The 14,980-nt window shown below is 45.2% G+C and carries 14 protein-coding genes and 1 riboswitch; of the genes, 2 read left to right on the top strand and 12 right to left on the bottom strand.

Annotation, left to right across the window (positions count from 1 at the left end; translation table 11 throughout):
• Positions 1–329: 329 nt before the first annotated feature.
• Positions 330–1,361, top strand: coding sequence for an aldehyde reductase (locus tag MHB63_16210; GenBank protein MEK3808064.1), 1,032 nt, complete (start codon positions 330–332; stop codon positions 1,359–1,361).
• 57 nt (positions 1,362–1,418) lie between these two features.
• Here MHB63_16210 and MHB63_16205 read toward each other — a convergent pair whose 3' ends face one another.
• The 7 genes from MHB63_16205 to MHB63_16175 all read right to left on the bottom strand — a co-directional run bounded on the left by MHB63_16205 (position 1,419) and on the right by MHB63_16175 (position 8,838).
• Positions 1,419–2,657 carry an MFS transporter gene (locus tag MHB63_16205; protein MEK3808063.1) on the bottom strand — a complete coding sequence of 413 codons (1,239 nt, stop codon included), beginning with the start codon at positions 2,655–2,657 and terminating at the stop codon, positions 1,419–1,421.
• A gap of 101 nt (positions 2,658–2,758) precedes the next feature.
• A complete protein-coding gene (locus MHB63_16200) occupies positions 2,759–3,409 on the bottom strand; it encodes a hypothetical protein (protein MEK3808062.1) in 651 nt (216 codons plus the stop codon).
• Positions 3,410–3,693: 284 nt separating this feature from the next.
• Complete coding sequence (locus MHB63_16195; GenBank protein MEK3808061.1) at positions 3,694–5,061, bottom strand: MFS transporter; 1,368 nt, start codon at positions 5,059–5,061, stop codon at positions 3,694–3,696.
• 143 nt (positions 5,062–5,204) lie between these two features.
• Complete coding sequence (locus tag MHB63_16190) at positions 5,205–5,633, bottom strand: VOC family protein (GenBank protein MEK3808060.1); 429 nt, start codon at positions 5,631–5,633, stop codon at positions 5,205–5,207.
• Positions 5,634–5,796: 163 nt separating this feature from the next.
• Positions 5,797–5,979: a YqaE/Pmp3 family membrane protein gene (locus tag MHB63_16185; protein ID MEK3808059.1), complete on the bottom strand. Its 183-nt coding sequence runs from the start codon at positions 5,977–5,979 to the stop codon at positions 5,797–5,799.
• Between the two features lie 100 nt (positions 5,980–6,079).
• A complete protein-coding gene (gene gndA / locus MHB63_16180) occupies positions 6,080–7,492 on the bottom strand; it encodes an NADP-dependent phosphogluconate dehydrogenase (GenBank protein MEK3808058.1) in 1,413 nt (470 codons plus the stop codon).
• Positions 7,493–7,596: 104 nt separating this feature from the next.
• The gene (locus MHB63_16175) at positions 7,597–8,838 is read right to left on the bottom strand and encodes a DNA polymerase IV (protein MEK3808057.1); all 1,242 of its coding nucleotides are present in this window, start codon (positions 8,836–8,838) and stop codon (positions 7,597–7,599) included.
• Positions 8,839–9,006: 168 nt separating this feature from the next.
• Positions 9,007–9,147, top strand: a riboswitch (cyclic di-AMP (ydaO/yuaA leader).
• An 88-nt stretch (positions 9,148–9,235) separates the two neighbouring features.
• On the opposite strand from MHB63_16175, the gene MHB63_16170 reads away from it, so the two are divergent.
• A complete protein-coding gene (locus MHB63_16170; protein ID MEK3808056.1) occupies positions 9,236–10,498 on the top strand; it encodes a cation:dicarboxylase symporter family transporter in 1,263 nt (420 codons plus the stop codon).
• A gap of 37 nt (positions 10,499–10,535) precedes the next feature.
• Here MHB63_16170 and MHB63_16165 read toward each other — a convergent pair whose 3' ends face one another.
• The 5 genes from MHB63_16165 to MHB63_16145 form a co-directional block, all read right to left on the bottom strand.
• Entirely contained in the window at positions 10,536–10,766 is a 231-nt protein-coding gene (locus tag MHB63_16165) for a hypothetical protein (GenBank protein MEK3808055.1), read from the bottom strand.
• A gap of 646 nt (positions 10,767–11,412) precedes the next feature.
• Positions 11,413–11,589 (bottom strand): hypothetical protein, encoded by a 177-nt coding sequence (locus tag MHB63_16160; protein MEK3808054.1) that lies wholly within the window; start codon positions 11,587–11,589, stop codon positions 11,413–11,415.
• A gap of 108 nt (positions 11,590–11,697) precedes the next feature.
• Positions 11,698–12,225 (bottom strand): peptide-methionine (S)-S-oxide reductase MsrA, encoded by a 528-nt coding sequence (gene msrA / locus MHB63_16155; GenBank protein MEK3808053.1) that lies wholly within the window; start codon positions 12,223–12,225, stop codon positions 11,698–11,700.
• Positions 12,226–12,289: 64 nt separating this feature from the next.
• Positions 12,290–13,414, bottom strand: a complete 1,125-nt coding sequence (locus MHB63_16150) for a M20/M25/M40 family metallo-hydrolase (protein ID MEK3808052.1) — start codon at positions 13,412–13,414, stop codon at positions 12,290–12,292.
• Between the two features lie 18 nt (positions 13,415–13,432).
• Positions 13,433–14,980, bottom strand: coding sequence for an acyl-CoA carboxylase subunit beta (locus MHB63_16145; protein MEK3808051.1), 1,548 nt, complete (start codon positions 14,978–14,980; stop codon positions 13,433–13,435).

Below are 14,980 nucleotides of genomic sequence, written 5' to 3'. Positions count from 1 at the left end.
TTATTATGTTTGTTTTCTTTATTCAAAAAGGATGCTGCTATAGCTGAAAAAATATCTCCAAGAAGAGTTAAAAGTGCACTCATGTCTCTCACCCTTTCTCTTTGAGTATTTTTTAACTGCATTTCAAATTGTTCCTTATTCCTTAAACACCATAGAAACTAGTATGGGTGTCACCTCTGGGTAATCATTACACTTATATACTACCATAAACTCACTCATACTGTTTTTGCTGAGCTGGCTTTAATCATATTCGTTGACAGAACCACCTACAAATATTACTATATGTTTAAACACTTAAACATATAGTAGTTGGAAGGATGATCTTAGTAATGAAGAAAACCGTACTTGTCACAGGCGGAACCGGCTATGTTGCAGCCTGGGTCGTTAAAGAGCTGCTTGATGGCGGCCATGATGTAAGAATTACTGTCCGCGATGCAGCGAAGACAGAGAAATACCAGCATCTCCTGGATGCGGAGAAACAATCTGCCGGAAAACTGACAGTCTATGAGGCGGATTTACTGAAAAAAGGAAGCTTTGATGAAGCCGTGAAAGGCTCTGAATATGTTTTTCATACCGCTTCTCCTTTTTTCATCAGCGGATTTAAAGATGCTCAAAAGGACTTGATTGAACCGGCTTTGGAAGGCACGAAAAACGTTCTGGAGTCTGTCAGACGTTCACCTGAAGTGAAACGGGTTGTCCTTACGAGCAGTGCAGTGGCCATTTTTGGGGATAATGCGGATATGGAGGGCAGGTCCTCGTTTAATGAAAAGGATTGGAACACAACAAGCAGTGTTTCCCATCAGCCATACAGCTACTCAAAAACACTCGCTGAAAAGGCGGCCTGGGAAATGGCGGACAAGCAGCATTTTGATTTAGTCACTATTAACCCAACCTTTGTTCTTGGTCCTTCGCTTTCTAAACGGTCAGATTCAACGAGCATCAGTACGATTCTCGACCTTCTGAAAGGCGGATTTAAAAGCGGTGTTCCCAACTTAATCAACGGAACCGTTGATGTGCGCGATGTCGCAAAAGCCCATGTGCTTGCAGCCTTCACAGAATCTGCAAAGGGCAGATACCTGATTTCAAATGAAGAGGCCTCCCTGCTTGATATGGCACGGATATTTGAAGAGAACCGCCCAAATCACTATTCTCTTCCTAAACGAGAAGTGCCAAAACCGCTCATCTGGCTGATTGCACCTAAAGTAGGTCTGACTCGGAAGTATGTCAACAAAAACGTTGGAGTAAACGCCCGCTTTGATAACAGAAAAAGCATAAATGAATTGGGCATGACTTACAGAAGCCTTAAAGAGACTTTGATTGATCAGAACGAGCAGCTTGAGGCTGACGGCCTGCTGGCATAAAAAGACCAAAAAAGATGATTTCATAATGAAATCATCTTTTTTAATTCATTATTACCCTTAAAGGAAGGAAGAGGAAATAGTCTTATCAGGTTCTATAAATCTTACATACTTTCTCAAAGTAAAAGAATACACCCCTGTACCAATCAATATAACGGAAGACAGCACAAACAGGATGGTAATGCCGTAAGCTTCAGCTATCATGCCGTACAGCAGACTGGAAATGCCGAAAACACCAGTTAAGATAGCGTCTCTGGCTGCAAACACTTTCGGCAGAAGCTTTTTTTCTGAGTGATTTTGTATAAGCGTGATTTGTCCGATCAACTTGATTTCACTCCCTATTCCCACAAGGAATGAAATCAGAAGCGCTGCGGTCCCCGCTGTTGTGAAGCCGAACAAAAGGGTTAAGATCCCCCCGGCTGTTGAACCTGCAATGATTGCATAGCGAATTGACTTTTTTAGAATGGATTCAAATCTTATACATAAAAGCCCGCCTAAAATCAAACCCGCAAAGTATGCTGAGTTCAAATACCCCCACCATGCTTCACCTTTGCTCAGCACTTCTTCCACATAAACAAGTAGAACAGCAGCAATCCATACGACTTGTGTTATAGAATCGAAGAAATCAACGACAGAAATGACCCGCAGGGACGGGGTTTTCCAAATCGCTTTCCAGCCCTCCTGCATGGAACTCCACTTCGTTTTTCCTTTCTTTTCGTTTCTGCCTTCATTGATATGCGGCATCTGTATGAATGACATCATAATGGTTGATCCGGCAAAAAGCAGCACAGAGAAATATAATACTTCTTTTCCGCCGACAAGCGAAACCGCGATACTTCCAAGCGGCCAGCTCCCAAGCTGAACAAGTTGATCTACAACCGCCATAAATCCATTCACGCGGACGATGCGGTCCTCTGGAACTAAATACGGAATGAGCGAATTTCTGATCGGCACAGCCCACCCGTCGAAAAAAGCTATGACTGAAATTAGAGGAAAAACCGTAAGGATCCTTTCCCCCGGAAACAGAGTTAAGCAAACAGCAAGCATGAGTAAGAACAACGTCTTAATCAGTTGAGAGTATACAAGAATGGTTTTATAAGAGAATCGGTCAATAATGAACGGAGCTGTCACCCCGCCTGCGAACCTTGACAGCGTTACAGCAAACGGAACAGCTGCTGTCATTGCGATTGAGCCTGAGACGGAATACATGTAACTTAACAAGGCTACGATATAGAATACATCTGCAGCATTGGCAAAACCCTGGCCAATCCACAAAAAATGAAACGAATGGTTTTTCACCTGTCAATCACCTTCACTTGTCTTAAAATATGTTTAAGTAGTAAGTGAAAGTGTGTTTACAATGGAACTCATCCTTTCCAGATAAAGAAATCCTTCTATTTTCAGCTTTTTCCGAGAAAGTAATTGACCATCGGAGACTTCCCATTTTTTCCTGCTGGCAGGTCCCCGGCAATTTGTCTGCGGTCAATCTCAAGAAAATAAGCAGCTTTACTAAGTGTGTCATAAAAAAGAGGAACTACTTCCATTTCTCTGAAAACATACACCTGTATATGCTGATAGCCCGATTTATAGGCTTCAGTCAGACGGTGGTTTCCATTTATGCAATAAGGTTTACCGTTTGTCAGCAAACTGCTTTGAAGGATCATGACAGGATTTTTGTGATTGGGCTTTATCCGCGCAGGATCAGTATTTACATTCCCTTGATCAACTGCGTGGATGATGCGGGAAGGCTCAAAAATTTCTGCTTTAAGTCCATTTTTAATTATATATGATGTTGCTCCATCTATGTCTAGAGCGTATTCAAATACTCCAGTTTCATATTCCGCATACAGTGAAAATGTTTCTTGGCCAATTGGGTGGACAACAGGGTATTCTTCTTTAGCCAGGATGCGGGTAAATACATCCAGCCATTTCTCAGCAATGTCAGCACCGTGCTGCGAGACGCCCTTCATTTCTTCCATACACAAATGAAAATGACGGGCTGGCTGGAACATCCTTGATTCTTTTTCGTACAACTGAATGTTAGATTCCACATGTATCTCCACGCGATCATTGTGATTTTTCACTTTATATTATCACATATTGACCACGTTAAATGCAGATAATTTTGAAATTTTCAGAGGTGACACTTCGCTGAATGACGCCACAAATGAGGATTCACTTCTGTATAAAGTGGCGGCACTCCGGCTGTGGCATCAGAATTAAGGGTCCAGGTCAACAACCTAAAAGTCCATCAAGACAAAAAAACGAACTAGTTACTTCCTAGTTCGTTCATCTTAACTATTTCTCAGTCTCGCTGCACAGCGCTATCATCTATTCAGCTGTGCTGCAGTTTTCTATCTTTTCGAACATACGATAAGAAAAGCACGCTTGAAGCTCCGATCAGCAGCGTCATTCCCCAAAAGATGTTCGTATAAACAGATGCAGCCGGGACATTCTGCTGCCATCCTATCAATAAACCTGACAGCGCGACTCCGAAGGCACCGCCGAAAAACTGGATCAGCTGCATGAGTCCCATGCCTGATCCAATTTCATCTTCAGGAAGAATTCGGGATGCCTCATTGGCAATGCTCGACGTCAGGCTTGAGAATCCTGTGCTCATGAACATGTATGCAATCATAATGGCATATGGTGATAATCCTGCGAATAAAGACAAAATCAGCAGTGAAATCAGCAGCATCACATGACCAAAGGAGATAAGCGGAATATTTCCGAATTTGTCAATCAGCCGGCCAATAAACTGTGCTGCAACTGCCGAGAGTATGGCACCGGGAAAAATGATCAGTCCAATGGCGGCAGGATCTTTTTCATACAGTTCCGTTAAGATCATCGGCATCATAAAGAGTGCTGAAAAGTGCAGGATAAATCCTGCAAAGGCGGATGCGGCAAGCTTTACATACTGTCTGTTTTTGAACAGCGAAGGCTGTACAAACGGCATGCTTACTTTATGGACATGCCTCCACAAGAGATACAGGACCGCAAGCGAACCGATCAGAAGAGGCACAGACAAGGTGGATAAAAAGAGCAGCAGGCCTGTTACTCCAAGACCTGTCAGCAATCCGCCGACAGAATCAAAGTGCACCTTCTGTACATCTTCTTTTGGAAGAAGATTCTTGAAAACCGGTAGAAACAGCACAACAAATGCCGTGATCACAAATAGATAATTCCATCCAAGATAGGTGGTAATGGCTCCACCGATGACCGGACCAAGTCCAAAACCAAGCGATGCGGCAGAAGAAATCAGCGACATCGCCTTGCCTCTTCTTGAAATCGGAATATATTTTCCGGCAAGAACCATGGCAAGTCCCGGTACGGCTCCCGCTCCTGCAGCCTGGAGAACCCGGGCAAACAAGAGAAGATAAAAACTTTCAGAGAAAAATCCAATGACAGAGGCTGCACCAAGCATCGCAAGTCCGATTGCGAGAAGCCTCGAAATGGGAATGAAATCCGACAGTCTGCTGTAAGTCAGCGTCGAAATGGCAAAAGCAATGGAATATCCGGAGACAATCCATGAAGCTGTAGCAGATGAGAGACTCAGATCACTCAGTACGCTCGGCAGCGCCACGTTAAACATGGTCGTATTCATGACGACAAGCCAGACTGTTAAGCTCCAGAGCCAGACAATTTTATTTTCATGTTTTAAGCCAGGAACTGCCGGCGGTCTTTCTTCAATTTTCGTTGACACACTATCCCGCCTTCAGTTTATTATTTCGTATACCTAAAGAAATATATACTCTTACAGCCTGTACAGTCAAACGATTTGCTTTAATCATTCCTGTATAAAGAAGAAAACCCTTCTTAACCAAGAAGGGCTTTCTTTTAGGCTTATTATTCGTTTTCTTTAACAGCAGATACTTGCCATTCAACACCATATTTGTCTTTAACCTGTCCGTATGCCGGACTCCAGAATGTTTCCTGTAGAGGCATTGTGACATTTCCGCCTGCAGAAAGCTTTTCAAATACATCTTTGGCTGCGTCTGCTGAATCGATATGAATCGCGATGGAAAGCTGCGAACCGAGAGTATAAGGCATTCCAGGGAACGTATCTGACAGCATCATGAGTGTATTGCCGGTCTTAAACTGTGCATTCATCACACGGTCCTTTGCATCAGCGGGAATGGGATGATTCGGATCCTCCGGCATTTCCCCGAATGTTTGAATCGAAACAAGTTCAGCATTTAATGCATCCACATAAAACTTCACTGCATCTTGACCATTTCCATTTGTTACAATGTAAGGATTTACTGATGTGATCATGTTACACCTCATCGTCATAATTTTAACAAGAACACTTGTTCGTTATTATCATAGCATGATTCCTTTTCGCTTGCCACACATTTTTTAAGGAAGCAAATTAAGCCCGCCACTCTATTTCTCTAGAGGCGGGCTAATTTCCTGCAAAGTCAGCATTTTTTTTAAGTTACCTCACTCCGTACTTTTTCATCCGCTTTTCATCCTTTGCATCCTTCACGACGAGCACGGCGTGTATGGCTCCAGGAAGATAAAAAATGAGTGTTAAAATCAGGTTAAGCAGCGCCTGAAACGGTCTGCCGACAAACAGCACAGCCACAGGCGGCAGTAAAATTGCCAATAAATAAAGCATCACTATTCACCCCGTTCTTTTCTTATCCGTAACATTTTACCCCGATTCACCGGTTTAGAAACAGTAAAAAACACGGAGCACAAGGCCCCGTGTTCTGTTTTTACTTAGACATCCATTCTGTATGGAAAATGCCTTCTTTGTCTGTACGCTGGTAAGTGTGCGCTCCGAAGTAGTCGCGCTGCGCCTGAATAAGGTTGGCAGGCAATGTAGCCGTGCGGTAGCTGTCGTAATAGGAAAGGGCAGCCGAGAAGCTTGGTACCGGAACACCCTGCTCAATAGCAACTGTCAGCACTTTGCGTAGAGCTCCCTGGTAGCTTTCTGCGATCTCTTTGAAGTAAGGGTCAAGCAGAAGATTCGCAAGCTCGCCGTCGCGGTCATACGCATCTTTGATTTTTTGAAGGAAGGCTGCACGGATGATGCATCCGCCTCTGAAAATCATCGCGATGTCGCCGTACTGAAGATCCCAGTTGTATTCCTCAGAAGCTGCTCTCATTTGGGCAAAACCTTGTGCATACGAGCAGATTTTACTCATATAAAGCGCTTTGCGGACAACTTCAATCAGTTCTTTTTTGTCGCCTTCAAATGGTGTAACAGAAGGACCCGAAAGAATGCCGCTCGCTTTTACACGCTCATCTTTCATGGCAGAGATGAAGCGGGCAAACACGGATTCCGTAATAATCGGAAGCGGAACACCTAAATCAAGGGCACTTTTGCTTGTCCATTTTCCAGTTCCTTTTTGTCCTGCTGTATCAAGAATCACATCAACAAGCGGCTTGCCTGTTTCATCATCTGTTTTTGTGAAAATGTCAGCCGTGATTTCAATCAGATAGCTGTCAAGCTCGCCTTTATTCCACTCGGCAAATACTTCATGCAGTTCCTGTGCAGATAGGCCAAGAACATTTTTAAGGATGAAATACGCTTCTGAAATCAGCTGCATATCGCCGTACTCAATGCCGTTATGCACCATTTTCACATAATGGCCGGCACCGTCCGGACCGATATAAGTTGTACATGGATCTCCGTCCACTTTTGCAGATATCGCTTCAAAAATCGGCTTTACAAGCTCAAATGCTTCCTTTTGTCCGCCAGGCATGATCGAAGGTCCTTTAAGGGCTCCTTCCTCTCCGCCTGAAACGCCGGTGCCGATAAAGTGAATGCCGCTTTCAGCAAGCTCTTTGTTTCTGCGCTGTGTATCTGTGTACAGCGTATTTCCGCCGTCGATCAGAATATCGCCTTTATCAAGATGTGGAAGAAGCTGCTCGATTGTTGCATCTGTTGCAAAACCGGCTTTTACCATAAGAAGAATTTTGCGCGGTGTTTCAAGAGACTGAACAAATTCTTCAATGCTGTATGTACCTGTCAGGTTCTTGCCGCTGTGTTCTTTCAGCATTTCTTCTGTTTTATCTGCAGAGCGGTTATATACGGATACCGAATAGCCGCGGCTTTCTATATTAAGAGCGAGGTTTTTGCCCATGACGGCTAAACCGATGACGCCAATTTGCTGTTTAGACATGTTTTTACTCCCTTTCTGTCCCAAATATCGTTGTTCGCATGAATATGCATTCCTTCTGTAAAATAACACAGTGCCCTTGCTTTTATCAAGGATAGCGCCTTGTCTCATTCCCTTAAAAAATCTTTATTGAAACTTGTCCCGCCCGTATTATCATCTTCCAGGCGGACCGCTTTCATCCCGCGTTTAATGACACTTTCTCCAAATTTTTTCTGAATGTCCTCAATCGTTTTAAATAGAGGCTCTTTTTTTGCATCCTCCTGAAAAGAAAACAGATCCAGCTGTTTATAGGCAGCTCCTTTTGGCACAAGGTCCTGGCACGTAACCCCAAGCAAACGTACGGGATCTCCCGTCCAGTGCCTGTCAAAAATCTCTTTTGCGTGAGTGTACAGCTCTTCCTTTTCACCAAGTGGATTATTGACTGTCCGGCTGCGGGTAAATGTGCTTCTGTCTGAGTAGCGGATCGTAATAAAGATCTTTGTTCCAAGCACCTCTTTCCGTTTCATCCGCATGCTGACGGACTGGGAAAGGCGGTTCAGAGTATCGTACAGGACGCGAACATCACTTGAATCTTTGGAGAGAGTGGTAGAATTCCCAATGCTCTTAAAATCATGGATGCTGTCCGGGTTGACTTCCCTGCTGTCTATACCGTTTGCCCTTTTTTTCAGCCGTTCACCGTTAATGCCCAGGAGCTGTTTCAATGAAATCGGATCAGCTTCAGCCAGATCTTTGATCGTCTGAATGCCAATGGTGCGGAGTTTTTCTGCCGTTTTTTCTCCCACTCCGTGCATCTCGCCTGCTGGAAGCGGCCACAGTGTCTCGTGAAGCTCCCGTTTTCTGAGGACGGTGATGCCCAGTGGCTTTTTCATATTGGAAGCCATCTTGGCAAGGAACTTATTCGGGGCAATGCCAATACTTGATGGCAGAAGCAGCTCTTCAAGCAATCGCTGCTGAATCGTTTTTGCCACTTGAAGCGGATTGCCTTCCTTCAGATATTCCGTCAAATCCATATACCCTTCATCAATAGAGACAGGCTCAACCAGCTCGGTAAATTCTCTTAACAGGTCGAACATCGCTCTTGATGCCTTCCGGTACCGGTCAAAATTCGGCTTCCTGACAATCAGTTCGGGACAATGGCGCTTCGCCTGCCACAACGGCATGGTTGTTTTCACGCCCCTGGCTCTTGCCTCATAACTGCACGTGACAACAATCCCCTTACGTTCTTCCACATTTCCGGCAATGGCGAGCGGTTTCCCCCTCAGCTCAGGCTCAAACGCCATCTCAACTGATGCGTAAAAACTGTTCATATCCACATGGAGAATCACTCTTGGACCGCTTCGTCCGTTCATTTCCATTCAACTTCTTTCAAGGCTCTTTTATGTTAAAAGTTTACCATAACCCTAATGAGAAGTACCAACTGAGCGTATCGTCCAGGCTGAATGCTAGTAAAAAACAATTGACAACTTGTCTGCATTCAGAGTAAATTATATCTTGTGTGATTTTATAAACAGACAAAACTTCATAATAAGCTTAATCTTTTCAGAGCGGGGGAATCATGCATTTGGTAAGGCTCTTACCTTGGGGTGAATCCGTAAATGGAAGGGAACTCTCAATCCCGAATCCGACAGTTAACCTCGTATGCTTTATTGGGAGAAAGACTTTAATTGTGTATTAAAGACCTTTCTTACTTTAGATTGGTCTTTTTTTGTATTTTCAGAATTCTTACATCAAAGAGGAGGTTCATCTATGAAGAAATTTCGTTTGGGACTGGCTTCCCAAATTTTCATTGGTTTGATTTTAGGTATTTTAGTTGGTGTCGTCTGGTTTAATGACCCTCGCCTTGCAGCTGTGCTGCAGCCGCTTGGTGACTTGTTTCTCCGTTTGATCAAAATGATCGTGATTCCGATTGTTATCTCCAGTCTGATTGTTGGAGTTGCGGGTGCCGGGAATGGAAAACACGTTGGAAGACTCGGCGGAAAAACCATTCTCTATTTTGAAATCATTACAACCGTAGCAATTGTCCTCGGTGTATTGCTTGCAAACGTCTTTCAGCCGGGACAGGGTGTTGACCTTGAATCTGCCCAAAAGACAGATATCCAGCAGTATGTCGACACATCTGAGGAGCAAAGTGAAAAATCGGTTGCCGAAACGTTCCTTCATATCGTGCCGACGAACTTCTTTAAATCCGTCGTAGAAGGCGATATGCTTGCCATCATCTTTTTCTCCGTCCTCTTCGGCCTTGGCGTAGCAGCCATCGGAGAACGCGGAAAGCCCGTCCTGCAATTCTTTGACGGTGTTTCACACGCGATGTTCCACGTCGTAAATCTCGTAATGAAAGTGGCTCCACTCGGCGTGTTTGCCCTGATTGGAGTAACCGTTTCGAAATTTGGAATTGATTCACTGCTGTCTCTTGGAAAATTGGTTCTATTAGTATACGCTGCACTGATTTTCTTCCTGATTGTCGTGCTGGGTGCAGTGGCAAAATGGGCGGGCGTCAATATCTTTATGCTGCTGCGCTACATTAAGGACGAGCTGCTGCTTGCATTTAGTACGTCAAGCTCTGAAACCGTCCTTCCCCGCATCATGGAAAAGCTTGAAAAAATGGGATGCCCTAAAGGAATTGTGTCTTTCGTCGTTCCGATCGGATACACTTTTAACCTTGACGGATCAGTGCTTTATCAGGCCATCGCTGCCTTGTTCCTCGCACAGGTCTACGGCATTGAATTAACGATCGTTCAGCAATTAACGCTGATCTTAGTCTTGATGGTTACGTCTAAAGGGATGGCTGCCGTTCCTGGAACATCCTTTGTCGTTCTGCTTGCCACTCTCGGAACGATTGGTATTCCTGCAGAAGGACTTGCCTTCATTGCAGGTGTTGACCGCATCATGGATATGGCCCGTACAGTCGTCAACCTTGTCGGCAATACACTCGCTGCCATTGTGATGTCAAAATCCGAAGGCCAGTACAACCGGATTAAAGCGGATGAAGTTATGAAAGCAAGTGCATAAATAAGTTGAGCCCCCGGAAAATGTTCCGGGGGTTTTGTTAGTTCTTATTGTACTCCTTGAAACCATATGTAAGCACTCCTCCAACAATCCCGATCATGGCAGCAACCGGTGCTGAAAACACGAAACCAAATGCCACTGCAAATCCAACTCCGGCACCTACGGACGGGTCTTCATTAGGATAAAATTCTGCAAAGAGCGCCAGGCCCAATACGATCAGGAGAAATGATCCAAACCCTGAAATTAAAAACCCCAGAAAAAAATGTTTCATGTTATACTCCTCATGATTTTTATAGACTTTAAGCAGAACACGGTTTATATATTTGCTTACCCTCGCAGATCGTTTCTCAATTTCGGAGGGTACGATTCGCCACTTTGCTTACCCACCCACATCGTTTCTCAGTTTCCGAGGGGACGATTCATCCATTTGCTTACCCACCCACATCGTTTCTCAGTTTCCGAGGGGACGATTCATCCATTTGCTTACCCTCCCACATCGTTTCTCGGTTTCCGAGGGGACGATTCATCCATTTGCTTACCCACCCACATCGTTTCTCAGTTTCCGAGGGTAGGATTCGCCACTTTGCTTACCCTCCCACATCATTTCTTGATTTACGAGGGTAGGATTCGCCTCTTTGCTTACCCTCCCACATCGTTTCTTGATTTACGAGGGGACGATTTGCCTCTTTGCTTACCCTCCCACATCGTTTCTCAGTTTCCGAGGGTAGGATTCGCCTCTTTGCTTACCCTCCCACATCGTTTCTCGGTTTCCGAGGGTAGGATTTGCCTCTTTGCTTACCCTCCCACATCGTTTCTTGATTTACGAGGGTACGATTCTCACTATAAATTGACTCGCGTTCCCGAAATTCAAAAACACACCATCCCTTACAAGAATGATGTGCTCTGCTTGCCCCTGATTACTTGCATTCTACCTTATCAAATCCAAACCGCTCCAGAAATTCATTGTAGGCTTCCATTCTGCCGAGGATTTTTCCTCTTTCCAGCTCTTCCATGTTCTCCTGGAGGAGTTTGCAGTTTTCTTCGGCTCTTGTTCTCACGTACGATGCAATGGCACTTTCATTGAATGTATTCATTGTAATCACTCTCCTTAATATGGAAAATACCCATTGCAGACCTTATACAAACACAGAGCCGAACATCGATAAAGCCCTCCGTCCAGATGAACAGAGGGCTTGCTTGCTTTATTTCTTCCAGTTGTTCCGGATAAACTCTTCTCTTCCGGATTCTTCTCGTTCCTGCTTGTATTTTTCAGGGTTTTTCGCATAGAACTTCTGATGGTATTCTTCTGCCGGATAAAATGGGGAAGCAGGCAGGATCTCTGTCACGACAGGCTTTTGAAAGCGTCCGCTTGCGTCAATTTCCTGCTTTGTTTTTTCAGCCTTCAGCTTTTGCTCTTCTGTGTGATAGAAAATGGCAGTGCGGTACTGGCTGCCGCGGTCGAAGAACTGGCCGCCGTCATCTGTCGGATCAATCTGCGGCCAATAGAGTTCAAGCAAGGTGTCATAGGAAAAGACATCCGGATCAAAGGTAATTTCAACCGCTTCCCTGTGTCCTGTTTCACCTGTTTTGATTTGTTCATATGACGGATTTTCAAGTGTTCCCCCCGTATAGCCCGAAACGACATCAATAATGCCCGGCTGTTCGTCGAACGGCTTCACCATGCACCAAAAACAGCCTCCTGCAAATGTTGCCTTTTCTCTTCTTCCCATGATCTGCACCTCTTTCTATGATGTAAAACAGCAGACACAATCTATGTGCCTGCCATTTTTTCAATTATTCGCTTTTAGCTACTTCTTTAATTATTGATACCACAAGCTCGGCTGTTTTGACAAGTTCTTCGATAGGCATCTTCTCATTTGTCGTGTGGATGTCTTCGTATCCGACAGCAAGGTTGACAGTCGGGATGTCAAAGCCGGCAATCACGTTGGCGTCGCTTCCGCCGCCGCTTGTCTGAAGTTCGCTTGTACGGCCGATGTTTGCTGCCGCGCGCTTTGCCACTTCTACAACGTGATCTCCCTCTCCAAACTTAAAGCCCGGATACATCACTTCGATTTCAACTTCTGCACGGCCTCCCATTTCAGCCGCCGCACTTTCGAATGCTTCTTTCATTTTAGCTGTTTGAGCTTCCATTTTTTCCGGAACGAGTGATCTCGCTTCAGCCAGGATATTCACTTGGTCGCACACAATGTTTGTTTGCGTGCCGCCTTCAAATCGGCCGATGTTGGCTGTTGTTTCATGGTCGATTCTTCCAAGCGGCATTTTTGCAATGGCTTTTGAAGCAATTGTAATCGCAGAAATGCCCTTTTCCGGTGCAACGCCTGCGTGGGCGGTCTTGCCGAAAATAGACGCTCTCACTTTTGCTTGTGTCGGAGCAGCCACAATAATGGTTCCTACTTTTCCGTCACTATCAAGGGCATAGCCGAATTTAGCCGTCACTTTAGATCCGTCCAACGCTTTTGCGCCTACTAGACCGGATTCTTCTCCAACTGTGATGATGAATTCAATTTTCCCGTGAGCGATGTTGTTTTCTTTCAGCACACGCACAGCCTCAAGCATGGCTGATAATCCCGTTTTGTCATCTGCCCCAAGAATCGTTGTGCCGTCTGTTACAATGTATCCGTCTTTAATAGAAGGTTTTATTCCTTTTCCCGGAACGACCGTGTCCATATGGGATGTAAAATAAATCGGATCAATGCCGTCCTGCACAGCATCCAGCGTGCAGATCAGGTTGCCCGCACCATGTCCAGTAATACTTGTTGTATCATCTTCTTCAACGCGCACGCCAAGTGCTTCAAACTTTTCAGTCAGGACTTTGGCGATTTTTGTTTCGAATTTTGTTTCAGAATCAATTTGAACAAGCTCTAAAAACTCATTCACTAAACGTTCTTGATTAATCATGTTTGTTTCCTCCTAGGCTTAAAGCGGAATGTTTCCATGTTTTTTGGCAGGACGCTGCTCTTGCTTTGTGCGCAGCATCTCGAGAGCCTGAATAAGCTTTATTCTTGTATCGCGGGGGTCAATCACGTCATCGACCATCCCTTGGCTTGCTGCAACATAAGGATTGGCGAATTTTTCGCGGTACTCCTCTATTTTGGCTGCCCGCGTTTCTTCCGGATTCTCGCTGTTTTCAATCTCTCTGGCAAAAATAATATTCGCAGCACCCTGAGGACCCATAACAGCGATCTCGGCATTCGGCCATGCAAAAACCAGATCCGCTCCGATCGACTTGCTGTTCAGCGCCACATATGCTCCGCCGTATGCTTTGCGGAGAATGACCGTAAGCTTTGGCACCGTCGCCTCTGAGTATGCATATAAGATTTTTGCCCCGTGGCGGATAATTCCCCCATGCTCCTGTTTAATTCCCGGGAAAAAGCCTGTTACATCTTCAAATGTAATAAGCGGAATCTGGAATGAATCGCAGAAGCGAATGAATCTGGATGCTTTATCGGATGAATCAATATCAAGCCCGCCTGCCATATATTTGGGCTGATTGCAGACAAGGCCCACAACCTCTCCTTTAATGCGCGCAAACCCGACAACAATGTTTTTGGCAAAGTCTTTTTGAACCTCGTAAAAAGATCCTGCATCCGCGACTTCCTCAATAACCACTCTGACATCATAGGGTCTAAGAGCATCAAACGGGATGCAGTCCGTCAGATTCGGCCTGTAGTCAGACTCTTCTTCATGCGGCAAAACCGGCGTTTTTTCCTGGTTGTTCTGCGGCAAATATGTAAGTAATTTTCGCACCTGGGAAAGCACTTCTTCCTCCGTCTGTCCGGAAAAATGGGCATTCCCGCTGATCGTATTATGTACTTTGGCCCCGCCCAGATCCTCCGAGCTGATTTTTTCTCCGGTCACGGTCTCAATGACCTTAGGCCCTGTAATGAACATCTGGCTTGTTTTCTCGACCATGAACACAAAATCGGTGATTGCCGGAGAATATACGGCTCCCCCGGCACAGGGGCCGAGAATGACAGATATTTGCGGAATGACTCCCGAATAGATGGTATTCCGGTAAAAGATCTGCCCGTAGCCATCTAATGATACCACACCTTCCTGAATCCTGGCACCTCCGGAGTCATTCAGGCCGACGAACGGCGTTCCGCTTTTTGCGGCAAGATCCATGACTGCAGCAATCTTTTTGGCGTGCATTTCTCCGAGTGCTCCCCCAAAAACCGTGAAGTCCTGTGAGAACAAATAAATCGGACGGCCGTTTACTTTACCATAGCCGGTAACGACACCGTCGCCCGGTCCTTTTTTCCCGCTCAGCCCGAAATCATTGCAGCGGTGCTCAATGAAGGGATTCATTTCAACGAACGTGCCTTCATCAACCAAAAGGTCTATTCTCTCCCGTGCAGTCAGCTTGCCCTTTTCGTGCTGCTTTTCAATGCGCTCATCCCCGCCGCCCATCTCAACTTCCCGTCTCCGGTCATACAGCTCGTTGATTTTATCAAAGATATCGAT

The organism is Bacillus sp. FSL H8-0547, assembly GCA_038002745.1.
In the GTDB taxonomy this organism is placed as follows: Bacteria; Bacillota; Bacilli; order Bacillales; family Bacillaceae; genus Bacillus_P.
The sequence above is the reverse complement of the archived record's forward strand: the minus strand, read 5'-3'. Positions and strand labels throughout refer to the sequence as shown.